The 22,705-nt window shown below is 50.7% G+C and carries 18 protein-coding genes, 1 tRNA gene, 2 pseudogenes and 1 riboswitch; of the genes and pseudogenes, 11 read left to right on the top strand and 10 right to left on the bottom strand.

Annotation, left to right across the window (positions count from 1 at the left end; all coding sequences use genetic code 11):
* Nucleotides 1–13 precede the first annotated feature (13 nt).
* Nucleotides 14–913: a fimbrillin family protein gene (locus BQ9893_RS02565; protein ID WP_075964601.1), complete on the bottom strand. Its 900-nt coding sequence runs from the start codon at nt 911–913 to the stop codon at nt 14–16.
* A gap of 256 nt (nt 914–1,169) precedes the next feature.
* Nucleotides 1,170–1,547 carry a helix-turn-helix domain-containing protein gene (locus tag BQ9893_RS22490; protein WP_394333223.1) on the bottom strand — a complete coding sequence of 126 codons (378 nt, stop codon included), beginning with the start codon at nt 1,545–1,547 and terminating at the stop codon, nt 1,170–1,172.
* Between the two features lie 718 nt (nt 1,548–2,265).
* On the opposite strand from BQ9893_RS22490, the gene BQ9893_RS22485 reads away from it, so the two are divergent.
* On the top strand, nt 2,266–2,415 hold the full coding sequence (locus BQ9893_RS22485; RefSeq protein ID WP_374046554.1) for a hypothetical protein: 150 nt from the start codon (nt 2,266–2,268) through the stop codon (nt 2,413–2,415).
* Nucleotides 2,416–2,502: 87 nt separating this feature from the next.
* Here BQ9893_RS22485 and BQ9893_RS02555 read toward each other — a convergent pair.
* Nucleotides 2,503–3,059: pseudogene (locus BQ9893_RS02555) on the bottom strand (hypothetical protein).
* A gap of 37 nt (nt 3,060–3,096) precedes the next feature.
* Between BQ9893_RS02555 and BQ9893_RS02550 the strand changes: the two are divergent.
* Nucleotides 3,097–3,370 (top strand): annotated as a pseudogene (locus BQ9893_RS02550) (DUF234 domain-containing protein); the annotation flags it as partial.
* A 95-nt stretch (nt 3,371–3,465) separates the two neighbouring features.
* Here BQ9893_RS02550 and BQ9893_RS02545 read toward each other — a convergent pair.
* A tRNA-Lys gene (locus BQ9893_RS02545) sits at nt 3,466–3,538 on the bottom strand.
* A 296-nt stretch (nt 3,539–3,834) separates the two neighbouring features.
* Between BQ9893_RS02545 and ettA the strand changes: the two genes are divergently transcribed.
* From ettA to cbiD, 7 genes are all read left to right on the top strand, one after another.
* Nucleotides 3,835–5,523, top strand: a complete 1,689-nt coding sequence (ettA, locus tag BQ9893_RS02535) for an energy-dependent translational throttle protein EttA (protein ID WP_075964598.1) — start codon at nt 3,835–3,837, stop codon at nt 5,521–5,523.
* A gap of 26 nt (nt 5,524–5,549) precedes the next feature.
* Nucleotides 5,550–6,203: a 3-keto-disaccharide hydrolase gene (locus tag BQ9893_RS02530; protein ID WP_075964597.1), complete on the top strand. Its 654-nt coding sequence runs from the start codon at nt 5,550–5,552 to the stop codon at nt 6,201–6,203.
* A gap of 178 nt (nt 6,204–6,381) precedes the next feature.
* Nucleotides 6,382–8,046 carry an AMP-binding protein gene (locus BQ9893_RS02525; RefSeq protein ID WP_075964596.1) on the top strand — a complete coding sequence of 555 codons (1,665 nt, stop codon included), beginning with the start codon at nt 6,382–6,384 and terminating at the stop codon, nt 8,044–8,046.
* Nucleotides 8,047–8,093: 47 nt separating this feature from the next.
* Complete coding sequence (gene cobJ / locus BQ9893_RS02520; RefSeq protein WP_075964595.1) at nt 8,094–9,506, top strand: precorrin-3B C(17)-methyltransferase; 1,413 nt, start codon at nt 8,094–8,096, stop codon at nt 9,504–9,506.
* The gene (gene cbiE, locus BQ9893_RS02515; protein ID WP_075964594.1) at nt 9,503–10,762 is read left to right on the top strand and encodes a precorrin-6y C5,15-methyltransferase (decarboxylating) subunit CbiE; all 1,260 of its coding nucleotides are present in this window, start codon (nt 9,503–9,505) and stop codon (nt 10,760–10,762) included. Before cobJ ends, cbiE begins: the two co-directional genes overlap by 4 nt.
* Nucleotides 10,763–10,766: 4 nt before the next feature.
* Complete coding sequence (gene cobM, locus BQ9893_RS02510) at nt 10,767–12,692, top strand: precorrin-4 C(11)-methyltransferase (RefSeq protein WP_075965371.1); 1,926 nt, start codon at nt 10,767–10,769, stop codon at nt 12,690–12,692.
* A 13-nt stretch (nt 12,693–12,705) separates the two neighbouring features.
* A complete protein-coding gene (gene cbiD, locus BQ9893_RS02505; protein ID WP_075964593.1) occupies nt 12,706–14,550 on the top strand; it encodes a cobalt-precorrin-5B (C(1))-methyltransferase CbiD in 1,845 nt (614 codons plus the stop codon).
* Here cbiD and BQ9893_RS02500 read toward each other — a convergent pair whose 3' ends face one another.
* From BQ9893_RS02500 to BQ9893_RS02485, 4 genes are all read right to left on the bottom strand, one after another.
* Nucleotides 14,551–15,225 (bottom strand): hypothetical protein, encoded by a 675-nt coding sequence (locus tag BQ9893_RS02500; RefSeq protein WP_075964592.1) that lies wholly within the window; start codon nt 15,223–15,225, stop codon nt 14,551–14,553.
* A 65-nt stretch (nt 15,226–15,290) separates the two neighbouring features.
* Complete coding sequence (locus BQ9893_RS02495) at nt 15,291–16,298, bottom strand: ABC transporter ATP-binding protein (protein WP_075965370.1); 1,008 nt, start codon at nt 16,296–16,298, stop codon at nt 15,291–15,293.
* The gene (locus BQ9893_RS02490) at nt 16,298–17,335 is read right to left on the bottom strand and encodes a FecCD family ABC transporter permease (protein ID WP_075964591.1); all 1,038 of its coding nucleotides are present in this window, start codon (nt 17,333–17,335) and stop codon (nt 16,298–16,300) included. Before BQ9893_RS02490 ends, BQ9893_RS02495 begins: the two co-directional genes overlap by 1 nt.
* Before the next feature lie 9 nt (nt 17,336–17,344).
* Nucleotides 17,345–18,505, bottom strand: coding sequence for an ABC transporter substrate-binding protein (locus tag BQ9893_RS02485; RefSeq protein ID WP_075964590.1), 1,161 nt, complete (start codon nt 18,503–18,505; stop codon nt 17,345–17,347).
* A 56-nt stretch (nt 18,506–18,561) separates the two neighbouring features.
* Nucleotides 18,562–18,766, bottom strand: a riboswitch (cobalamin riboswitch).
* Between the two features lie 85 nt (nt 18,767–18,851).
* Here BQ9893_RS02485 and BQ9893_RS02480 point away from each other — a divergent pair.
* Together BQ9893_RS02480 and BQ9893_RS02475 are read left to right on the top strand one after the other, a co-directional pair.
* Nucleotides 18,852–19,550 carry a precorrin-2 C(20)-methyltransferase gene (locus BQ9893_RS02480; protein WP_075964589.1) on the top strand — a complete coding sequence of 233 codons (699 nt, stop codon included), beginning with the start codon at nt 18,852–18,854 and terminating at the stop codon, nt 19,548–19,550.
* A gap of 83 nt (nt 19,551–19,633) precedes the next feature.
* Entirely contained in the window at nt 19,634–21,301 is a 1,668-nt protein-coding gene (locus BQ9893_RS02475; RefSeq protein ID WP_075964588.1) for a formate--tetrahydrofolate ligase, read from the top strand.
* A 111-nt stretch (nt 21,302–21,412) separates the two neighbouring features.
* On the opposite strand, the gene BQ9893_RS02470 is transcribed toward BQ9893_RS02475, so the two are convergent.
* A complete protein-coding gene (locus BQ9893_RS02470; protein WP_075964587.1) occupies nt 21,413–22,231 on the bottom strand; it encodes an alpha/beta hydrolase in 819 nt (272 codons plus the stop codon).
* Nucleotides 22,232–22,252: 21 nt separating this feature from the next.
* Nucleotides 22,253–22,603, bottom strand: a complete 351-nt coding sequence (locus tag BQ9893_RS02465) for a DUF6565 domain-containing protein (RefSeq protein ID WP_075964586.1) — start codon at nt 22,601–22,603, stop codon at nt 22,253–22,255.
* Between the last annotated feature and the right edge of the window lie 102 nt (nt 22,604–22,705).

Raw genomic sequence — 22,705 nt, 5'->3', positions numbered from 1 at the left:
TTTCTTGTTAAAATTATATTTCCAAATCGCCCGACACTATGCCTTGCGTGCCCCACGGCTGGACGGTAGCATTTACCACTACGTGCGTACCGACAGGTGTACGTTTCAGCGTAATGTTGAAAACCGTATTCTTGCCCTGTTCAAAGATTCGGTCGGCTTCTATCGGCCATGTCAATACAGTATTATCCATCAAGGTTATCTCCATCATCCTCCCGCTTGTACCCTCTTGCGGCAGGATGATGGCGGAAGAAATCTTGCCATCGGCGGCTGTGTTCAACGTAAGGGTGGCAAGATCCTGTCCGACGGACAGCGTGTTCTGCAACACGTTGAAGTCTGCCTTCATCGGTTGTTTGCTCAGAGTGAGACTCATGCCTGCCAGTTCCGCATCATCCACGCCTTCACCGGCAGTAAACTCCACTTCCACGCGGCTCAGGCGGTGGTAGAACTTCAAATCGACCGTTGTGGCGTTATTATCCTTCCCCTCGGCGTTGTCGCTCCATAACAGGTCGATGCCGGCAGGGTTCTTTTGGTCGCTCACGTCTACCTTATATATATCGCCTGTCAGACCGGTTTGCGGGTAGTAAGCGACGAAGTCCACTTTTTCATCCGCGCTCAACGGAAAGTAAATGGTCTGTTCTACCCCGGCAGGCGTAAACTTCCCATCTCCGGCGGTGGTCACATACTTGCGGTTGGCGGCACCGTCTGCCACAGTCTTTGTCCCGTGTTCCAGCATATAGATGCCGATGTCGTCGTTTGCCTCCCACGCATCGGTCGTGGCGCGGGTCAGCGTGATTCCACCGGCAAAGGAAACGGCTATACGTCCGTTATTCACTTGCGGTTCATTCTCATCGTTGCTGCATGCGCCCATCATCAGGACTGCCATGCCGATAAACAGATAATTTGTCTTCATCATGATATTTGCTATTTAAAAATTATCATTTGATTGGTTATATCCACCACTTCCTGCACCTGCCAGCCAGTGAGCTTTACAACCTTCTTTCGGTTCCTTACAAAAGTATAAATAGCAAAAACTGAGGGCAAATAAAATCAATTGTCTTTGGTTCAAATGAACGAAAAACAATTTTTATATGCTCAAAAAGGAGAAAACGGATGAAAAACAACCGATAATTAACGGAAGACAATTTTCAACTAACGAAAGACAGTTCTTCTTAAACAGATTTATTGGAGTAGCACTTGGGCGTCATTCCCGTCATCTTTTTGAAATCACGGTTGAAATTGCCGCTGTCATTGTAGCCTACCATTTCGCAGACCTTGTCAATACTGTATTCAGGGTGTTCGGCAAACAGACGGACTGCTTCACGCAAACGAAGTTCTTTGCGCCACGGGCGGAAATCCATTTTGTAATGGTCTTTCATGTATTGCCGGAAGAATGACTGGTTTATCCCGAAAGATTCTATTACGATGCTGGAAGGAACATCTTTTTGACAATATTCTTTTTCATCTATGTATCTTTGCAGCCTCTCTTTTAGCAGTTGCGTCGTTTCAATACAATTGGGTTTATCCGGTTTTTCGGTTCTTCTTTCCATAGGTTCATCCGTCTCAGGTTGCATATCTTCCGAAACGATGGCTTCTTTTCTTGTATCCGGTGCTATTGTTGCATGGCCTATTTCCTCTAATACAGTTTCCGGAACAATTGGCAAGACAGTGCAGACGCAACAAGTTGCGTCTGCACTGTCTTGCGGTACCGCAAGAACGGGAAATGCAAATTTCATTCTATGATAGTAATTGATAAACCACATGACCATGAAACCATAAAAAGCCACATATAGCGGGACGAACAGCATGTACAAGCCGGGACGGAACATGATGATGATAGCCACGATGCCGATAGCCAATGCGGAATAGAAACCGGTTTTTATCCACGCCAGACGACTTTCCTCATCATCGTCATAGTAATCCTCCACCTCTTGGACCGTCTTCCGATAAGCCTGCATAAACTTCCTGGTATAAAAAAGCAATTGGGCAACATAAAGCGCAAGGCCTACATAAAAGAAGCAGAAAAAATAATCTGTAAACATCATAACGCCAGACAAGATCATCCCCACCACGGTGATACCTGCCGCCTGCTTGCCTACCGTTTTCCACCGGACCTCAGCCGGACGTATGAAAACCATCATGGACATCGTGAAAAGCAACGCTTGATAGGAAGCAACCAAAAGTGTGCTGGCCGACTCGATGCGGGAGTCATATCCCGTAAAGCAGCACAACGCACTAAGAAGCGCCAAGACAAAATAAGAAGGAACAATGATATTCCGTGCTTTCCGTAGCTTCTCCAACCCTTCTTCCTGCTGTATCGTCGTAGCCGCCAGCATGCCTCCCAGCATCGCCACCATGAAAGCCGAAGCCCCCATCAAGATTTTATATGTCGTTTCATCCATGTATCCAAATCGTTAGGATACAAAAGTAATCTTTTTTTACATTTCATGCTAAACAATTGGTTTTATCTGATGGAATTAGCTTCACAGAAATCATTCAATCCGATCATTGATGAATTGTATCATTATATAAACTTCCGTCAAACTCTTTATATCGAGCGTTTTTGTATATTCTAACCCGTTTTTTGCTATAATTCTGAATCATCGAATTGGATTTTTGGGATAGGTTGGTCGCTAAAATTCCGCTTCCCAATATGCCCGGATTACAAACTATTGTATCTTTCTTTATGGAGTTCATAATCAGTTCTGAACACGCATAGTCCTTAATGCCTGCCTTTTTTCTAAATCAAAGAATAGACACCCCTTAGCGTCATTATTCAATACTTTCATGGCTAATGCAGGAGAACCTAAATAGTTTCCGTTTGCCATGCTTTCATTCTCCAATTGATAATAAAGAGAGTTTTGCAATGTAGCATCCGTGTTCGCTTCGTTCAAGAAATGATAAATACCATATTCTTGTTCGGGGGTATGTGTCATTGTATAGATGGCACACGCTGAATTTGTTTCTACATATATCTGCGGTTTCTCAATTTGAAGAACATCGCAGAGAACAAGATGTTTGAGAACATCAGGTTGTTTGCCGAAGTGAGTGTAAGTTACCATAATAATTCTGTTTATCATTATGGTGGCAATATTAAGCAGTAGAAAGCAGTTGGAAAGGTATTTCAAACAGCAATTTGCAGAAAGTTCTCAATATCGCGCTATTGGCTCATGGTGGGAGCCTAAAGGCAATCAAAATGAAATTGATATTGTTGCCCTGAAATTGGAGAAAAACCAAGCAGTGGCAGCCGAAGTAAAACGGCAAAAGGAAAATTTTAAGCCTGAACTACTGGCAACAAAGGTGGAACATCTTAAAAAAGTTGTTACCGAAGTATCAAGTTGAAATGGTTTGTTTATCGTTAGAAGATATGTGATTTAGTTAACCATTAAATATTTTCTGCTACCTGCCAGAAAAAGAAATCCTTGATAATATTTAATTATCAAGGATTTCTTTTTCTTAAACTTTCAGTGATCCGCCTGGGGTTCGAACCCAGGACCCCATCCTTAAAAGGGATGTGCTCTACCTGCTGAGCTAGCGAATCATCCTGTGCGTTACTTTTGTAATGCGTGTGCAAAGATATGCGATTATTTTTTATCGTACAAGTATTGGGCGTATTTTTTATTTGTTTTTCATTCAGAAAAAACATCGGCTAAGGCTTGCTTTGGCTGAGAAACAGACGGCCGTGGATCCTTATGGTTGCTACAGCGATCAAAAATTAAGGGAGGTGAGAAGGGTAAAAATGTTGCTATTTTCTTCCGACATATATGAACTATGAAGATATTTATGTAAGTTTGTCCACGAAGAAAAAAGATCATATAAACACACATAATTTGAAACATGGCAGACGACAAGAAAATTATTTTCTCGATGGTAGGCGTGAGTAAAGTCTTTCCGCCTCAAAAACAAGTATTGAAAAATATTTACCTGTCCTTTTTCTATGGAGCGAAGATCGGGATCATCGGTTTGAACGGTTCCGGTAAATCTACATTGCTGAAAATTATTGCCGGTGTCGAAAAAGAATACCAGGGCGAGGTGGTTTTCTCTCCCGGATATTCCGTCGGATATTTGGAACAGGACCCGAAACTGGAACCGGGCAAGACGGTAAAGGAAATTGTGCAGGAAGGTGTACAGGAGATCGTGGACACCCTCAAGGAATATGAAGAAGTAAACGAAAAATTCGGCGATCCCGAAGTGCTCGAAGATCCGGACAAGATGGACGCACTGATCAACCGGCAGGCCGAATTGCAAGATAAGATAGATGCAACCGATGCTTGGAACCTTGACAGCCGCTTGGAAAGAGCGATGGACGCCCTGCGCTGCCCGCCTGAAGACCAGGTGGTCGACACGCTGTCGGGAGGCGAACGCCGCCGTGTGGCTCTCTGCCGTTTGTTGTTGCAGCAGCCGGACGTCCTGTTGCTGGACGAACCGACCAACCACTTGGACGCCGAGTCGATCGACTGGCTGGAGCAGCATTTGCAGCAATACGCAGGTACGGTTATCTGCATCACGCACGACCGTTACTTCCTCGACCATGTGGCCGGATGGATTCTGGAACTGGATCGCGGAGAAGGTATTCCTTGGAAAGGAAACTACTCATCCTGGCTGGACCAAAAGACCAAACGCATGGCACAGGAAGAAAAGCAGGCAAGCAAACGCCGCAAGACATTGGAACGCGAGTTGGAATGGATCAATATGGCCCCGAAAGCCCGCCAGGCAAAAGGAAAAGCCCGTCTGAATTCGTACGAAGCCCTTTTGAACGAAGACCAGAAAGAACGGGAAGCCAAGCTGGAAATCTTTATCCCGAACGGTCCACGCTTGGGCAACAAGGTGATCGAGGCACAGCATGTGGCAAAAGCATTCGGCGACAAACTGCTGTTTGACGACCTGAACTTCATGTTGCCTCCGAACGGAATCGTCGGTGTGATCGGTCCGAACGGTGCAGGTAAGACCACGCTGTTCAAGATGATCATGGGCATGGAAAGCATCGATAAAGGGACTTTTGAAGTGGGCGAAACAGTAAAGGTCGGTTATGCAGACCAGACGCATAAAGACATCGATCCGAAGAAGACCGTTTATCAAGTCGTTTCCGGCGGACAGGAATTCATCCGTGTCGGCGGCAAGGAAATCAACTCCCGCGCTTATCTCTCCAAATTTAATTTTGCGGGAGCCGACCAAGAAAAACTTTGCGGCGTGCTTTCCGGAGGCGAACGAAACCGCCTGCATCTGGCCCTCACGCTGAAAGCGGAAGCGAACGTGTTGTTGCTCGACGAACCGACCAACGATATCGACGTGAACACGCTTCGGGCACTCGAAGAAGGATTGGAGAACTTTGCCGGTTGTGCGGTTGTCGTTTCTCACGACCGTTGGTTCCTCGACCGTATCTGTACGCATATCCTTTCGTTCGAAGGGGATTCGAATGTCGTCTTCTACGAAGGTTCCTACTCGGAGTATGAAGAATACAAGCGCAAACAGCTGGGCGACGTGGAGCCGAAACGCGTACGTTATCGTAAACTTATTGTCGATTAATCATCTATAAATAATTTTATAAGACCATGAAAAAAAGAATGTTATCGATGGCAGTAGTGGCTGCCGCCTTTTTGTGTTTCGGCAGTGACACGAATGCACAGAAAACGACCAAGCTGTTCAACGGAAAAGACCTTTCCGGCTGGAACTTCGTTGTAGACAAGAATTCCGTTCCTGCCGAACAGGTATATTCAGTAAAAGACGGAGTCATCAACATCACGGGACAACCTTTCGGATATATGTATACGAAAGAAAAATACGGGAATTACAAACTGCACGTGGAATACCGTTGGCCGAACGGCAAAGAAAAGGCAAACAGCGGTATCTTCCTGCTGATCGAAGAGCCGAAAAACCCGTTCCCGAACGGTATCGAATGTAACCTGATGTTTGACAATGCAGGTGATTTCGTCCTGCTTGGCGGTTCGGATCTGGCCGAATACCAGAACAAGCCAGGGCAACCCCGCCCCGCTTTCCCGAAAATCCAAAAAGCGAACCAAGACAGCGAAAAGCCTGCCGGTGAATGGAACGAAGCCAACGTTTTCGTAAAAGACGGTGTCATCACGGTTTACATCAACGGCGTTTACCAGAACACCGGAACGAACAAAGTGAAGGAAGGTTACATCGGACTGCAAAGCGAAGGCAAGGAAGTGCAATTCCGCAACGTGACGATCACTCCGTGGTAAGCAACTACCCTCCTATCTTAAAACACCTATGTTTTGCATTCAAAGCATAGGTGTTTTGCATTCAAAACATATATGTTTTGGAAAGAGGCTTCTTGGGTTTCCGTATAAACATATCGTTTCTTTGTTATCTTTGCAACATTCTCACGGATATTCCGGTTCTTTTTAAAATTACATCACTATGGATAATCGTTTCTTGGGCCTTATAGAGAGAAGCATGAAGGAGCATTGGGACCTCCCCGCTTTCTCCGATTACAATGGGCATACCTTTCATTTCAAAGACGTCGCACGGCGGATAGAGAAGTTCCACATCCTGCTGGAACATGCCGGTATCAAGAAAGGCGACAAAGTGGCCATCGTCGGGCGCAACTCCTCCAACTGGGCGATCTGCTTCTTCGGCATACTGGCTTACGGGGCTGTTGCCGTACCGATCCTGCATGAGTTCAAACCCGACAATATCCATCATATCGTCAACCATTCGGGCGCGAAAGCCGTATTGGCCGGTTCCAACAACTGGGAGAACATGAACGAGGATATGATGCCGGATGTCAAACTGTTCATGATGTTGGACAACTTCTCCATCATCGACTGCAAGAATAAGGAGGTACGCACCGTACGCGACCGCATCAACGAATATTTCGGTAAGAAATACCCTCGCTCCTTCACCGCCAACGACGTGAAATATCATGTCGAAGATCCGGAAGAACTGGCAATCCTGAACTATACGTCCGGCACGACCAGTTTCTCGAAAGGAGTCATGATCCCCTATCGCAGCCTGTGGAGCAACACGCAGTTCGCCTACGACCACCTGCCGTTCATCCATCCGGGAGACAACATCGTCTGCATGTTGCCGATGGCCCACATGTACGGATTGGCGTTCGAAGTGCTGAACTCTGTCAACAAAGGCTGCCACGTTCATTTCCTGACACGTACGCCAAGTCCGAAAATCATTGCGGAGGCATTTGCGACGGTCCGTCCGGCGCTGATCCTCGCCGTTCCTCTCATCATCGAGAAGATCATCAAGAACAAGGTTTTCCCCGAACTGGACAAGCCGTTGATCAAGCTTCTGCTCAAAGTACCGTATGTCGACCAGAAGGTACGCGAGAAGATCGCCCGAAAGCTGGAAGCCTCCTTCGGCGGGAACTTCGGTGAGATCGTGATCGGCGGTGCCGCCATCAACAAAGAGGTAGAGACGTTCCTCAAATCCATCGACTTCCGCTATACGGTGGGCTACGGGATGACGGAATGCGGTCCGCTGGTTTCCTACGAACAGTGGGATACGTTCAAGCAAGGTTCGGTAGGCCGCGTTGTCGACCGCATGGAAATCCGGATCGACTCGGACGATCCGGAGAACGAAGTAGGCGAAATCCTGGTCCGCGGCATGAACGTGATGTTAGGCTACTACAAAAATCCGGAAGCGACAAAGGCGGTGATGCTGCCCAACGGCTGGCTGCGGACAGGCGACTTGGGGACGCTCGACAAAGACGGCTTCCTCTACATCCGCGGACGAAGCAAGAGCATGATCCTGAGTTCCAACGGACAGAACATCTATCCCGAAGAGATCGAAGACCGCCTGAACAATATGTTGTACGTGGCCGAGTCGTTGATCATTTCGCAAGGAGGCAAACTGGTCGCCTTGATCTATCCGGACTGGGAGCAGGTGGACAAAGCCGGTATCCAACACTCCGAAATCGAGGGGCTGATGCAGCAGAACATCGACCTGCTGAACACCGAAATGCCTGCCTACAGCAAAGTGGCCTGTTTCAAACTTTATCAGGAAGAATTCGAAAAGACACCGAAACGGAGCATCAAACGGTATTTATACCAACCTGCTGAGGAAAATTAAATAAAGAAAATCGTACCTTTGTTTCTGTTAATTTACAAACAGCTCATATGGACAAAGGGAAAATTATTGTTGCCGGCATTGGTCCGGGAAGTCGCGAAGACATAACGCCGGCAGCGTTATCTGCCATCAGCCGGTCGGATGTGATTATCGGATATAATTATTATTTCCAGTTTATACAAGATATAATCCGTCCGGATGCCCAATGCATCGATACCGGGATGAAGCGTGAGAAAGCACGTGCCGAAGAGGCCTACAAATATGCTTCGGAAGGAAAAACAGTGACAGTGATCAGTTCCGGTGATGCCGGAATCTACGGAATGGCCCCGTTGATCTATGAAATGCAAGTAAAAAAAGAGGCGCCGCAAGTGGAGATCGAGGTCGTACCCGGTATCAGCGCGTTCCAAAAAGCAGCTTCGCTTTTGGGAGCGCCTATCGGACATGACCTCTGTATCATCTCCCTCTCCGACCTGATGACCCCCTGGCTGCGGATTGAAAAACGCATACGGGCCGCTGCCACCGGCGACTTCGTGACAGCCGTCTACAATCCGAAAAGCGAAGGGCGCTACTGGCAGCTATATCGCCTCAAGGAGCTGTTTCTCGAAGAACGCGCACCCGAAACACCGGTCGGCTACGTCCGCCAGGCCGGACGCGAAGAGCAGGTTGTCAACCTGACCACGCTGGCAGCGTTCGACCCTGAGCAGGTCGACATGTTCACCGTCATCCTGATCGGAAACTCCCAGTCGTACGAGGCCGGCGGTAAATTCATAACACCGCGCGGCTATTACGGGGAGATCAAGATGAAAACGGATGTCGGGATCGGTCAGGACATCATGATCCGCAGTTTCCGTACCATCGAGAAAGAACTCAAGAACAAAGAAATACCGCTCGACAAGAAATGGGCCTTGCTCCATGCCATCCACACGACAGCCGATTTCGATATGGAGAACATCCTACGGATCGACGATCACGCGGTGGCTTCCCTCTACGAAAAATTCAGCCGGGGCGAGGTGCGCACCATCATCACAGACGTCACAATGGCCGCTTCAGGCATCCGCAAAGGCGCCTTGCAACGTATGGGGATCGAGGTGAAATGTTATTTGCAGGACGAGCGGACCGCACAACTTGCAACAGAAAAAGGAATCACCCGTACACAGGCCGGCATTAGGCTTGCCGTACAGGAACATCCCGATGCATTATATGTTTTCGGCAATGCGCCGACCGCATTAATGGAACTGTGTGAGCTGGTAAGGAAAGGGAAAGCCACTCCCGCCGGCATCATTGCCGCTCCTGTCGGTTTCGTGCACGTGCAGGAATCCAAACACATGGTAAAGCCGTTTACCTCCATTCCTAAACTCATCATCGAAGGACGGAAAGGCGGCAGCAACCTCGCCGCGACTCTGGTAAACGCGATCTTATGTTACAATGATGCTGAACAATTAAAACCCGGTAGAGACGTATGAAGCCTGAAGAAACAGTAGAAAATTACGGTAAAACACACATCTACATGGTCGGGATGGATGATAATCCGCAACCCGGACATATAGAGGGCATTATCAAAAGTATCAAACACGACAACATCTTTTCCGGAGGAAAGCGGCATTACGAGATCGTGAGGCCGTTCCTGCCCGCCGATGCGGTATGGATCGAGATCAAGGCTCCGATAGACGCCGTCCTTGCCGAATACAGCCGGTTGATCCAGGAAGACAAAGTGATCGTCTCCTTTGTTTCGGGAGACCCGTTCTTCTTCGGTTTCGCTTCCACCGTCCGGAAAAAGCTATTGGAGGTAAGCATGAAAGTATTCCCCTACTTCAACTCATTGCAGATGTTCGCACACCACGAACAAATCGCATATGAGAACATGCACGCCGTATCCGTCACCGGCCGGCCGTGGCACGAACTCGACCGGGCGTTACTGGAATACCGGCCGTTGATCGGTGTACTGACCGACCGGGTCCATACGCCCGACGCCATAGCCAAGAGGATGATGGAATATCATCTGGACAAGGATTACACCATGCGGGTAGCCGAACACCTGGGTAACCCGGAGAAGGAGAAAATCTATAAAACCTACCCGATCGAGGAAATCAGCGAGATGAGTTTCTCCAATCCGAACTGCGTCCTGCTGATGAAGGATCCGAACAGCACGCAGCAACGACCGGCTTTAGGCATACCCGACACCAAGTTCGTCTTGCTGAACAACCGGACAAAGATGATCACCAAAGCACCGATACGGGTGATAGACCTGAGCCTGCTGGAGTTGCATGACAGCCGCTCCTTCTGGGATATCGGTGCCTGTACCGGATCGGTCTCGATCGAAGCGCGACGCCAGTATCCTCACCTGGATATCCGGGCTTTCGAAGTGCGGGAAGAATGCGAGAGCATCATCCGGGCAAATGCACGCCAGCACAGCGCTCCCGGCATAAACCTGCATATCGGCAACTTTCTGGACCTGCCGATCGAAGAGAATACGGCTGTCGATGCCGTATTCATCGGCGGTCATGGCGGCAAGCTGAAAGAGATCATCCGTAAGGTCGTTTCTCACCTGGACAACCGGAACGGCAAGATCGTCTTCAACTCCGTTTCGGAAGAAAGCTGCAATCTGTTTCGGGAAGCGGTCAAAGAAAACGGCCTGAAACTGCATTCGGAAATGAACATTACGGTCGATTCCAATAATCCAATTACAATCTTTTGTGCAACAAGTAAAGATCATGTCTAAAAATATGCTGAATATTCTTGTGGTTTCGGCAAGCAGTCTGCCGTTAGCACGCAAAATCCGGAACGAATATCCGGGTAAAACCGTTATCTATTGCAGAGAAGCAGATAACGATGTCGAACTATTCACCTCTTTCGAAGAGTTGGCCGGCGACCTTTTCGATAAATCGGAAGCGATAGTGTTTATCGGGGCGATGGGCATTTGCGTACGGAGTATCGCTCCGTACATCAAGAGCAAGTACACGGACCCGGCAGTTGTCTGCCTCGACAGTTCCGGCAAGTATGTCGTGTCGGTACTGTCCGGCCATATCGGCGGGGCGAACGAACTGACACACGAATTGGCCCGCATACTGGGCGCCGAGGCGGTTGTCACAACCCAGAGCGACAACCAGGGACTCTGGGCATTGGACACGTTGGCGCGGCAATACGGCTGGGAACAGGAGGCCTACAACCAGCAAGAGGGCCTACACTGTTCCCGGCACACGGGCTTAGAGGAAACGGACGACAAGACTTTCGACGTTTCGAGGAAACGGGCGATGAACGAATGCATCACCCGCTTCGTCAACCGCCGGCCGACCGCCCTCCTGCTCCATGTCCGCACGGAGGGGACGGATTATATGAAAAAGACCTGCCCCCCACACGTGGATATCTTCTACAAGTATAAAGATATCGACTTGGGAAAATATGACCTGCTGATCACGGTCAGCCCCTATTACTATCCCCAATCTCCCATCCCCTGCCTGTCATTCTTCCCGAAGGTGCTTCACTTAGGCGTCGGATGCAAAAAGGGATTGGCGGACATGAGATCCGTCCTCACGGATTTGTCTCTCTGCTCCAACTTGTCCGGACTCAACTTGAAGAGCATAGCCGATGTCTCTTCCATCGATCTGAAGAAAGACGAACCGATATTGAAGGAATTGGCGGACACCTACCTGCACCGCCCGTTCAAGACCTATCCGGCAGAGGAACTGGACAAGATTCCCGTACCCCATCCCTCTTCCACAGTAAAGCAAGTCACCGGATCGGGCAGCGTCTCGGAGGCGGCAGCCATCCTGAGTGCGGAAGGCGGCCCGTTATTAGTGGAAAAACAAAAAGGGCAGACGAAAGACTTCACCTATGCGATAGCCATCAACAAATCGGCAGTACGGGACGAAGAAGGCAGCGGGCAAAAAGAAAAACCGGGACACGGACACATCGAGATCGTCGGAGCCGGACCGGGCGACCCGGAACTGATCTCCATCCGGGGCAGACGAATGCTGGAAAACGCGGACCTGATCCTCTATGCCGGAAGCCTCGTTCCCAAAGAGCTCACCCTGTGCGCCAAGAAAGGGGCGACGGTTCGCAGCTCTGCCGACATGAACCTGGAAGAACAATTCGCCCTCATGAAAGAGTTCTATGACAAAGGGCTGTTCGTCGTACGTTTGCATACGGGCGATCCCTGCATCTACGGGGCTATACAGGAACAGATGGCCTTCTTCGACCGCTACGGCATGAGCTACCATATCACACCGGGAATCTCCTCGTTCCAGGCAGCCGCGGCAGCTCTCCGCTCCCAGTTCACCATTCCCGAAAAGGTGCAGACCATCATCCTGACGCGTGGCGAAGGACGTACGCCCATGCCGGAGAAAGAGCAGCTGCATAAATTGGCCGCCAGCCAAAGCACAATGTGCATCTTCCTGAGCGCCGGCATTGCCGGGAAGGTCCAGAAAGAGCTTTTGGAACATTACCCGCCGACGACACCGGTAGCCGCCTGCTACAAGCTGACTTGGAAAGACGAACGCATCTACCGGGGCGAGTTGAAAGACCTGGAACGGATCGTAAAAGAAAACAACCTGACGCTGACAACCTTGTTAGTCGTCGGCGATGCCATAGACAACAGGGAGGGACTTTCCCGCCTTTATGCAGACGAGTTCAAACATCTTTTCCGCCATTAGCGAGACACACGTCATGATACTGATCTTAGGAGGAACAACCGAAGGCCGCAAGGCCGTACAAGTCGTCGAGAGTGCGGGCAAGCCCTACTACTACTCGACGGTCGGAAGCGAACAGACGATCGATGCCGTCCACGCCATCCGGCTCACCGGAGGTATGGAGGAAGAAGAGATGGAACAGTTCTGCCGTGAGAAAGAAATCTCGTTGTTGGTCGATGCCGCCCACCCTTTCGCCATCCGGTTGCACCGGACACTTGCAAAGGTTTCCTCCCGGCTCCAGATTCCGGTCGTCCGGTTGGAAAGGCAATATCCCGCACGGGACAAGCGGTTGGTATGGTGTACGGATTATGCCGCCGCCATCGACCGCATGCGTGCAGACGGGATCTGTAACTTGCTGGCCCTGACAGGTGTCAAGACCATTGCGAAACTGCGCCCTTACTGGGAACAGACGCCCTGTTGGTTCCGTATCCTGGACCGGGAAGAGTCGCTTTCGCTTGCCGAGTCCGAGGGGTTTCCGAGAGAACGGCTCGTTTTCTTTCATGAAGGGGAAGATGAAAAGGGACTGCTGGAACGGCTTCATCCGGATGCCATACTGACTAAAGAAAGCGGAGAAAGCGGATATTTCAGGGAAAAGGTCGAAGCAGCCGAGGCCTTCGGCATTCCCGTTTATGTCATACAGCGTCCTCTCCTGCCCGACAGTTTCACCTTCGTGCAAGGTGTGGAAGGGCTTCGCAAAGCCATCGAACGCCTGGCTCCCGGTTTCTTCCCGCTCCGGAGTGGTTTCACGACCGGCGCATGTGCTACGGCAGCTGCCAAAGCCGCCTTGGTCGCCCTTCTGAGCCGGACGGAACAAACGGTAAGTTGCATCACGCTTCCTTCCGGAGAAAAGATCACACTCCCCGTCGCTGCCACCGAATGGGCGGACAACACCGCCATGTGCACGGTTATAAAGGACTCCGGCGACGATCCAGACGTGACAAACGGCTGTTCCGTCATTGCCCGCATCGAGTTGCAGGCAGGACAATCTCCCGCCCCCGTTATCCTGTTCCGGGGCGGTGAAGGGGTCGGCACGGTGACACTTCCCGGCCTCGGCCTCGAAATAGGCGGACCAGCCATCAATGCCACTCCCCGCCGCCTGATGACCGGAGAGCTGACAGCGGTATTGGAAGAAAACGGCCTGTCAGGCAAGATAAAGGAGGTGGTCGTCACGATCTCCGTTCCGGGCGGTAAAGAGTTGGCCGCCCGGACATTCAATCCGAAGTTGGGGATCGTCGGCGGGATTTCGATCATCGGGACATCCGGGATCGTACGTCCTTTTTCGAACGACGCCTTTATCGCCTCCATCCGGAAAGAAGCCGAAGTGGCGAAAGCAATAGGATGTTCCCGCCTCATCATCAACTCTGGGGCAAAAAGCGAACGTTTCCTGAAGGCTTACCTGGCGGAGCGGTTTTCGGAAGAACTTCCTCCGCAGATGTTCGTACACTACGGGAACTTTATCGGGGAGACGCTGAAAATAGCCGCCGAACTGCAATTCGACGAAGTCATCATGGGAATCATGATCGGTAAAGCCGTCAAACTGGCGGAAGGAGCACTGGACACGCATAGCAAGAAAGTCGTCATGAACAAAGCCTTTCTGAAAGGACTGGCCGGAGAGGCTGGCTGCCAACCGGAATCCGTACAAAAAATAGATTCCCTGACGCTTGCCAGGGAACTATGGGAACTGTTCAGCGAGGCCGAACAGCAACGTTTCTTCCCGCTCTTGTTGCAGAAATGCTGGGAACATTGCGCTCCTCTGCTCCCCGACGGGAAGCTCTCCGTCCTGCTGATTTCGGAAAGCGGGGAAATAGCCTTTCAATCATGATTATTCAAACGTAACATCCTTGTTCCGCACGTAGGAGACATCGATCTTTCCTCCTGCAGCACCATTGCTCTCCTGTAAGGGGAGTTTTTTGATGCGGCTCAGGAACAGGGTTCCCTTGGCGGCAGAGGCCGGGTTCGTAAAGTTCAGCGTGACGAAGGTCGCGCCTTCCTGCGTATTGTTGACATCATAGACTCCGCCGTCGTAGGTCAGGTGCGCCTGGACATATTCGTCCTTCCCGATCGGTTTTCCGATCCAGGTGATGACGGTTGCGCCATTGCTTTTGATAGACGTCAGGGATTCGGGAAGCGCGATCGGATCGACATCGTCGATAGATGCCTTGTTTGTATAAACCTGCCCTTTCCAGCGGGTAAAGGTGAACGTGACCGGAGCCAACCCTGATTCCGACAACATATACATATAGGTTCCCATCCCCAGGAAGTCCGGTTCTTTCCCGTTAAAAAGAATGCCTTTGGCGGGTAGGCGCAGATTGGCCCCTTCGCTGTTATACTTATTGAAATTGGCTCCTATATGGGTATGGTTCTGCGTAACATTATATTCGACACCCAAATTCTGGTAGAAAGGAATCGACGGATCGATCCCGTCCGCATCTTCGTTATCACAAGCGGTAAACATTCCCGCGAACAACAGGCTGGCATAAAGGAAATACTTTCTCATATCATTTGTTTTTTGATAGAAATAACAAACGAAACGGAAAAAGTTTTTCCTTTTAGGCTTTTTTGTCAGACGGCAAGTTGCTGCAAAAGGGATTCTATGGTATCGGCAGCTTGCGTATGCCCGTCGGGATAGTGAATCTGGAACGCAGAAGCGGCAGACAGATCGCCCGTCTCGATCCACACAGGCGATTCCACATTCCGGCCGGCACGTATGCCGTTCCGTTGGAGTGCCTTGCGGACCATTGCATACTTCTGTCCGTGACCGGTCAGGCGTATTTCTCTCGAATACTGGTTATCGATGCGGAACAGACCGGTCTCCGTATCGAACACGATTCCCTTGCGGGCGAAGAAACCGCTCAGATGACCGCTCAGGGCAAGGTCTTCGGGCGTCCCGGTCGCAATCCCGTTCGACCGGTCCATCAGCCAAATCCTGTCGGCGATCTGGAGCGCCAGTTCGAGGTCGTGCGTGGAGAGGAAAATCGTCTTATTCATGCTCCGTGTCAGATGATGGAGCAATTGCATGATCTCCACCTTACTCGGAAAATCAAGGAAAGCAGTCGGTTCGTCCAGGAAGATCACGGGCGTTTCCTGGGCCAGTGCCTTAGCGATCATGACCTTCTGCCGTTCCCCGTCAGACAGGGTGTGAACCATGCGGGAGGCCAGGTTCTCGATCCGTACCAGGGCGATCGATTCTTCCACGACCTGCTTGTCCTCTTTGCCCAACCGCCCCCAGAAACCGGTGTAGGGGCTGCGCCCCATCTCGACCAATTCCCGCACGGACATATTCCGGATGTCACATTTCTCCGTCAAGACAACCCCGATCGTCGTGCTCAGCTCCTTGTCCGAATAGCTGTCCACATCACGTCCCAAGATGGCAATCTCGCCTTCCAATTTCGGTTGGAAGGCCGACAGCGTACGCAAGAGTGTCGACTTCCCGACTCCGTTCGCTCCTAACAGGCAGGTCAATTCTCCACTATAAATCCGGGCCTGTATGTGGCTCGCCACCAACTTGGTGTCGTTCTTTGTCCGGTAACCGATGGAGAGGTCGTTTATATGAATCGTATCTTGTTTCATCATTCGTTCAGTTCGTTCTTACGTTTGCGGAATAGCACGGAGGCCACTACCGGAGCACCGACCAGAGCCGTCACCGAGTTGACCGGCAAAGCCCCTTCGAAGCCGGGCATCCGGGCAATCAGGTTACAGGCGAGTGCCAACGCGGCACCGGCAAATAGGACGGCAGGCATCAGGACCCGATGGTCGGACGTTTGGAATATGGCCCGGCACAGATGCGGAACGGCCAAGCCAAGAAAGATGATCGGTCCGCAATAGGCCGTCACGATCGCCGTCAGTACTCCCGCCGAGGTGATAACCAGAAGACGTGCCCGCTTGATGTTCAGCCCCAAGTTACGGGCATAGCCGTCACCGAGCAGCATCAGGTTCAGCGTCTTGATCAGCAAGAAGGACAAAGGGATCAGAATCGCCATGATCGCGACAAACAGCATCATCTGGTTACCGGAGACACGGGAGAAACTGCCCAATCCCCAGATCACGTAGGCGCGGATGTCCTCTTCCACGCTGAAGAACTTCAGCACGCCGATCACCGCATTCGCCACGTAGCCGATCATCACGCCGATGATCAGCAGCGTCACGTTCCCCTTCACCTTCTGCGACACATATACGATCAACGCCATCACCGACAGCGAACCAACCACAGCCGCAATCGAAAGCGCAATTTCTCCCATAAATCCCAACTTGCTGAGCGCAACCCCTCCGAGGCTACCGCTCAACAGCACCACAAAGGCCACGCCCATACTCGCACCGGAACTGATCCCCAGCACGGAAGGCCCTGCCAGCGGATTCCGGAAAACAGTCTGCATCTGCAAACCGCTTATCGCCAGGCCCGCTCCCGCCACCAAAGCTGTCAATGCTTGCGGAAGACGCGATTTCCAGACGATATTCTGCCAGGTCACCGGCTCGTCTCCTAGCCCGCAAATAATGTTCCAGACAGACTTCAACGGGATGGACACAGATCCTAACACCAGGTTCAGGAACATCAGGACCAGGATAGACGCTACGATGAGCAACATCAGAAATGTAGTGGAATGTCTCATTCGTACAGCTTATTTGAGTCGGGCATAATAAACAGGTGTATGATCAGGCAACAGGTCCGGGTGGAAGATATGCAGCAGGTCGGCCAGCACGACTTCCGGCTCGGTCGGCATGCTTTCGTAGAAAGGCGTATCTTTCATGTTGCAATAGATGATCCCTTTCTCCTTGAAAGCACGGAAATCGGCATAACGCGGATCTTGCTCCTTCAACGCCTCATAGCTGAACTTGCCCGGATAGCTGTTCACGATACGCCAGAAATCGGCTTCGTCACCCTGGTTGTAGACGCTTTCGAAATCGAGCGTCACGCCTCCCGAACGTTTGTCGTCTTTCAGGAAATAGTCGGCTCCGGCATCCTTGAAGAGTTGGGCGAGGAAGCTCTCCCCTCCCACGGCATACCAGTTACCGCCCCGCATCTCGCCGCTCAGCACGACCGGGCGTTTCTTCACTTTTCCTTCCGCCGTCAGCTCTTTCAATTCATTATAACGGGCCGCGATGGCATCGAACGTCTCGTTCGCCTTTTGCTCCTGTCCCAACAACAGACCGACGAATTTCACCCATTCCGCCTGCCCCAACGGCGTCATCTCCTTATAGCCTAAATGCGGGATCAACGGGATGCCGACATCCTTCAAGGTCTCGTATCCGCCTCGTTTGAAGGGCGAGACAAGGATCAGGTCGGGGTTCATGCTCATGATCACCTCGTTGTCGAAATTCCCTTCTATGCCGATCTTGGCGGTCTTTCCGCTCCTGAGGCGTTCGTTCATCTCTTTGTTGAACAGATGCCGGGTACTGGTCACCCCTACGACCTTGTCCAGTTCGCCCAACTTGATGAAATTGGACAACTGCAAAGAGGTCATGCAAATAACACTTCTGATCGGCGTTTCGATCACGGTATGCGATTCGGGGATGCCGGCGGGTTTCGTCCCTCTTCTGACAAGCGCATAATGGAAAGTCGTGCTTTCCTCATTCTGCGGGTCCCGGATATCCAGCAAGACATATCCGTCCCGATAGGACAATTCGAAACCACGGGCATACTCCGGCACAATACGGACATCGGACAACGCACTCTCTTCCGTCGTCTCCGTCTTGTCGGTCTGTTGATTGTTCCGGGTCGTACACGAGGATACGACACACAACGACATAAGCAGGCAACACCCTGCCAGGCATTTTTTCATATTCAATAATTATTTTATTAAACCGGACAAGCCTTGTCCACCCCACGAGGACGAAACTCTTCCAAACCGAAACGGCAGGTCTTCTGACTTACTTCCATCCCGGACACCTTCCCGATCCCCCGATCAGTGGCATAGAGTATATTGCCGGCATGTTCCCGAAGTTTCACAGCAGCGTGGTCTGTCCGGGATTTCCACCCGGTTCCCTTTTAATCCCTGTCCTGTGTAAGAAGGACAGGGAAACCTGTTTCAAAAGACAAAGATATCAAATATTTGACAATTGTAGAATGCGAATTTGGAAAGTTCCTCGATTTTCCTCACTTTTGCGCACCAAATAAATCAAACGCACATGTCGCACCCCATCTGCTTCGTATCGCTCGGTCCGGGAGACCCCGAACTGATCACCCTGAAAGGCTTGAAAAAACTCCGACAGGCCGATATCATCTATTGCCCCGCCACCATGAACAAGAACGGGCAACCCCTCTCCCGTGCAGCCCGTATCATCGAAGAACTGGAAATCGGGAAACCTGTGGTCCGGCTCTTCACGCTCCCGATGAGCAAAGACCGTACCGAGGCCTGGAAAGTCTACGATGCCTTGTATGAAAAGGCAGCATCTGCCTGGAACGAAGGGAAAAAGGTGGTCATTGTGGCAGAAGGCGATGCCGGGTTCTATTCTTCCATACAATACATATACGACAAATTCAGGGAGAACCGCATCGAAGTGGAACGGACCGCCGGAATCCCCGCTTTCATTGCGGCAGGCGCTTTGGCCGGCCTGCATATCGTCAAGCAGGAAGAACAGATCATCGTCATTCCCGGGACACTGACAGCGGAAGAATTGTCGGAAAAGATCAAGGCCGGCTACGTGATCGTCATCATGAAACTCTCCCAATGCGTGGAGGCCGTCCATGCCTGCATCCGGTTGCATCCGGAAGCGAACTTCCACTATTTCGAGAATGTCGGGACCGGGAAGGAATTCCATACTTCCGACAGAAAACAAATTCTGGAAAAAACATTTCCATACTTTTCCTTGATGATCATCCAATAATATCTAAACTACCCGGCCATTCGTTTTGTTAGTATATAAAAATATATTTACTTTTGTTTACTCCTAAAAAACTTACATAAGACATGAAATCGGACATAGAAATTGCAAGAGAGGCCTCTCTGCGCAAAATAAAGGAAATTGCTGCCGGATTAGGTATTCCGCGCGAAGAAGTTTTGAATTACGGCAGATACATCGCCAAGATACCCCTCCATCTGATTGACGAAGAGAAGATCAAACAGCACAACCTTATCCTGGTTACAGCCATCACTCCTACAAAAGCGGGAATCGGAAAGACGACCGTTTCGATCGGGCTGGCTTTGGGATTGAACAAGATCGGTAAAAAGGCAGTCGTCGCCTTGCGCGAACCATCACTGGGCCCGTGTTTCGGCATGAAGGGCGGAGCTGCCGGAGGCGGATACTCGCAGGTGTTGCCGATGGAAAACATCAACCTTCATTTTACGGGCGACTTCCATGCGGTCACTTCCGCCCACAATATGATCACGGCGTTGCTCGACAACTACATCTACCAGACGCGTGGTACCTGCGAAGGTCTGAAAGAGATCAAATGGAAACGCGTGCTGGACGTGAACGACCGCAGCTTGCGCAACATCGTCTCCGGCCTGGGCGGATCGGCCAACGGCGTACCGACGGAGACGGGCTTCGACATCACGCCTGCTTCGGAAATCATGGCAATACTTTGTCTGGCAACGGACATCGAAGACTTGAAACGCCGTGTCGGTAACATTCTGTTGGGATATACGAACGAGGGCAAACCTTTCACCGTAAACGATCTGGGAGTGGCCGGAGCGATCACGGTATTGCTGAAAGACGCCCTCCTGCCCAACCTGGTGCAGACAACCGAGAACACCGCCGCATTCGTGCACGGAGGTCCGTTTGCCAACATCGCACATGGTTGCAACTCCGTCCTGGCGACCAAGATGGCGTTGACGTATGGCGACTATGTCATTACGGAGGCCGGCTTCGGCGCCGACTTGGGTGCTGAAAAGTTTTTCGACATCAAATGCCGCAAAGCCGGACTGGCACCGAAACTGACGGTTATCGTGGCAACAGCCCAGAGCTTGAAGCTGCACGGAGGCGTACCGGAAGACAAGATCAAGGAACAGAACATCGAAGGGCTGAAAAACGGGTTCGAAAACCTGGACAAACATGTCGAGAACATGAAACGCTTCGGCCAGGAAGTGATCGTGACCTTCAACAGATATGCATCCGATACGGACGAGGAAATCGCACTGGTGGCTGAACACTGCCGCGAGATAGGCGTAGGTTTCTGCATGAACAACGTATTCGCCGCCGGTGGCGAAGGAGGCGTAGACCTGGCGAAACTGGTGGTCGACACGATCGAAAAGAAACCTTCCGCTCCGCTTACATACATCTACGAGGACGACGAACCGATCCGCAGCAAGATAAAAAAGGTGTCCGAACAGATCTACGGGGCAGCCTCTGTCACCTACACGACATTGGCAGACAAGAAAATCAAACAGATCGAGAGCCTCGGAATCTCCCACTACCCTATCTGCATCGCCAAGACGCAGTATTCGTTCTCTTCCGATCCGAAAGCCTACGGGGTTGCCAAAAACTTCGAGTTGAAAGTGCGCGACATCATAATCAACAACGGTGCGGAAATGATCGTTGTCATCATGGGCGAAATCATGCGTATGCCGGGACTGCCGAAAGACCCGCAGGCAAAACGCATCGACATCAAAAACGGCGTGATCGAGGGGTTAAGCTAAAAAGACAAACCACCATATCCTTTATATATGGCAAAACACCGGTGTTTCGGAAACGAATCACCGGTGTTTTGATTTCGAAACATAGGTGTTTTGCAACCAGGCCACACCTGTCTAATTCTTTCCTTTGTTTTTATCGAAGAACTTTTTAAAGAACAGTATCTGGTAATCGATCGAGTTCTTCCAGTATTCGCCGTTATGCGCTCCGGGACGAACCAGGAAATCATGGTCGATCTTATATTTCAGCAGCTTTTCATGGAAGTCGTTATTCACTTCGAAAAAGAAATCGCTGTAGCCGCAATCGAAGATAATAGCCAACTCGCCGTTCTTGATACGGTCGATCTGCGTGATTGCCGTATGGCGGTTCCAAACGTCCTGATTGTCGCTCTCGTTTCCGAGCTGCTTGCTCATCTCCCAGTTGTTGGGGAACGGGCGGATATCGACTCCGCCACTCGTACTGCCGGCAGCGCCAAACACATCCTTATGACGGAAAGAGAGCCACATGGCCCCGTGTCCGCCCATGCTCAGCCCGGTAATGGCACGACCGGAACGGTCTCTCACCGTCGGATACTTGGAATCGATATAGTTGATCAGTTCGGAAGAGACGAATGTCTCATAACGGTAGGACGGATCTTTCGGGCTGTCCCAATACCAACTGTTCTTACCGTCGGGACAGACAAAAATCAGGCCGTCGCGGTCTGCAATTTCTTTCAGCTCCGGCTTCATGGAAATCCAGGTTTTCGCATTTCCTCCATATCCGTGCAACAGGTAGACAACCGGTTTCGGCATACGGTTACCTTCAGGCGAAACGACAACGACCTGAACATTCTTTTTCATAGCCTCGCTGTAAACGGACAGCGTATCGACAACTGCCCCTCTCGCCGAAAAGACGGCCAGGGCGAAAAGAACTAAAAAAGATAACTTAAGTTTCATGACATCAAAACCCTGCTAATGTTATTTCTTGTTCTTTCCCATTTTGAGCATATCGCTGTCGAGGAGTTTGTCTACTCCGTTCTTCAAGGTCGAAAGTCCTCTACGGGTCGCATAGGCCGCTTTCAGTTTGGTGATCTCCACCTGCTCGTCGATTGTCAGTTCGGAGCTGAACTTCTCGTAGCGGTCACCTGCAAAGACTTCGAATTTCTCATCGGCTTTCTTCCAGTCTTCTTCCGTATAATCGCTACCGGCGGCTTCCACCTTCTCGATAAACTTCTTGAAATCTTTCACATACGACTCTTTGGAATCGCTGCAACCACTTAAAATGAACAAGGCGATAACCGCCACGAACATCATCAATCTTGTTTTCATATCTCTTTCACTTTTTATTAAATGACAGCAAATATATACAAAAAAACAATATGAATCAATCCATTTGATATCCGTCGGTCGAGGTATGCATGAAAACGACAA

The sequence above is a fragment of the Parabacteroides massiliensis genome, from assembly GCF_900155425.1.
In the GTDB taxonomy this organism is placed as follows: domain Bacteria; phylum Bacteroidota; class Bacteroidia; order Bacteroidales; family Tannerellaceae; genus Parabacteroides; species Parabacteroides massiliensis.
This window is presented reverse-complemented; position numbering and strand designations above follow the sequence as displayed.

What these genes read in the sequence shown, in the direction of transcription:
- BQ9893_RS02565 (WP_075964601.1), bottom strand. Translation starts at nt 913, where the DNA reads ATGATGAAGACAAATTATCTGTTTATCGGCATGGCAGTCCTGATGATG.
- BQ9893_RS22490 (WP_394333223.1), bottom strand. Translation starts at nt 1,547, where the DNA reads ATGGAAAGAAGAACCGAAAAACCGGATAAACCCAATTGTATTGAAACG.
- BQ9893_RS22485 (WP_374046554.1), top strand. Translation starts at nt 2,266, where the DNA reads ATGATATTCCGTGCTTTCCGTAGCTTCTCCAACCCTTCTTCCTGCTGT.
- ettA (WP_075964598.1), top strand. Translation starts at nt 3,835, where the DNA reads ATGGCAGACGACAAGAAAATTATTTTCTCGATGGTAGGCGTGAGTAAA.
- BQ9893_RS02530 (WP_075964597.1), top strand. Translation starts at nt 5,550, where the DNA reads ATGAAAAAAAGAATGTTATCGATGGCAGTAGTGGCTGCCGCCTTTTTG.
- BQ9893_RS02525 (WP_075964596.1), top strand. Translation starts at nt 6,382, where the DNA reads ATGGATAATCGTTTCTTGGGCCTTATAGAGAGAAGCATGAAGGAGCAT.
- cobJ (WP_075964595.1), top strand. Translation starts at nt 8,094, where the DNA reads ATGGACAAAGGGAAAATTATTGTTGCCGGCATTGGTCCGGGAAGTCGC.
- cbiE (WP_075964594.1), top strand. Translation starts at nt 9,503, where the DNA reads ATGAAGCCTGAAGAAACAGTAGAAAATTACGGTAAAACACACATCTAC.
- cobM (WP_075965371.1), top strand. Translation starts at nt 10,767, where the DNA reads ATGCTGAATATTCTTGTGGTTTCGGCAAGCAGTCTGCCGTTAGCACGC.
- cbiD (WP_075964593.1), top strand. Translation starts at nt 12,706, where the DNA reads ATGATACTGATCTTAGGAGGAACAACCGAAGGCCGCAAGGCCGTACAA.
- BQ9893_RS02500 (WP_075964592.1), bottom strand. Translation starts at nt 15,225, where the DNA reads ATGAGAAAGTATTTCCTTTATGCCAGCCTGTTGTTCGCGGGAATGTTT.
- BQ9893_RS02495 (WP_075965370.1), bottom strand. Translation starts at nt 16,298, where the DNA reads ATGAAACAAGATACGATTCATATAAACGACCTCTCCATCGGTTACCGG.
- BQ9893_RS02490 (WP_075964591.1), bottom strand. Translation starts at nt 17,335, where the DNA reads ATGAGACATTCCACTACATTTCTGATGTTGCTCATCGTAGCGTCTATC.
- BQ9893_RS02485 (WP_075964590.1), bottom strand. Translation starts at nt 18,505, where the DNA reads ATGAAAAAATGCCTGGCAGGGTGTTGCCTGCTTATGTCGTTGTGTGTC.
- BQ9893_RS02480 (WP_075964589.1), top strand. Translation starts at nt 18,852, where the DNA reads ATGTCGCACCCCATCTGCTTCGTATCGCTCGGTCCGGGAGACCCCGAA.
- BQ9893_RS02475 (WP_075964588.1), top strand. Translation starts at nt 19,634, where the DNA reads ATGAAATCGGACATAGAAATTGCAAGAGAGGCCTCTCTGCGCAAAATA.
- BQ9893_RS02470 (WP_075964587.1), bottom strand. Translation starts at nt 22,231, where the DNA reads ATGAAACTTAAGTTATCTTTTTTAGTTCTTTTCGCCCTGGCCGTCTTT.
- BQ9893_RS02465 (WP_075964586.1), bottom strand. Translation starts at nt 22,603, where the DNA reads ATGAAAACAAGATTGATGATGTTCGTGGCGGTTATCGCCTTGTTCATT.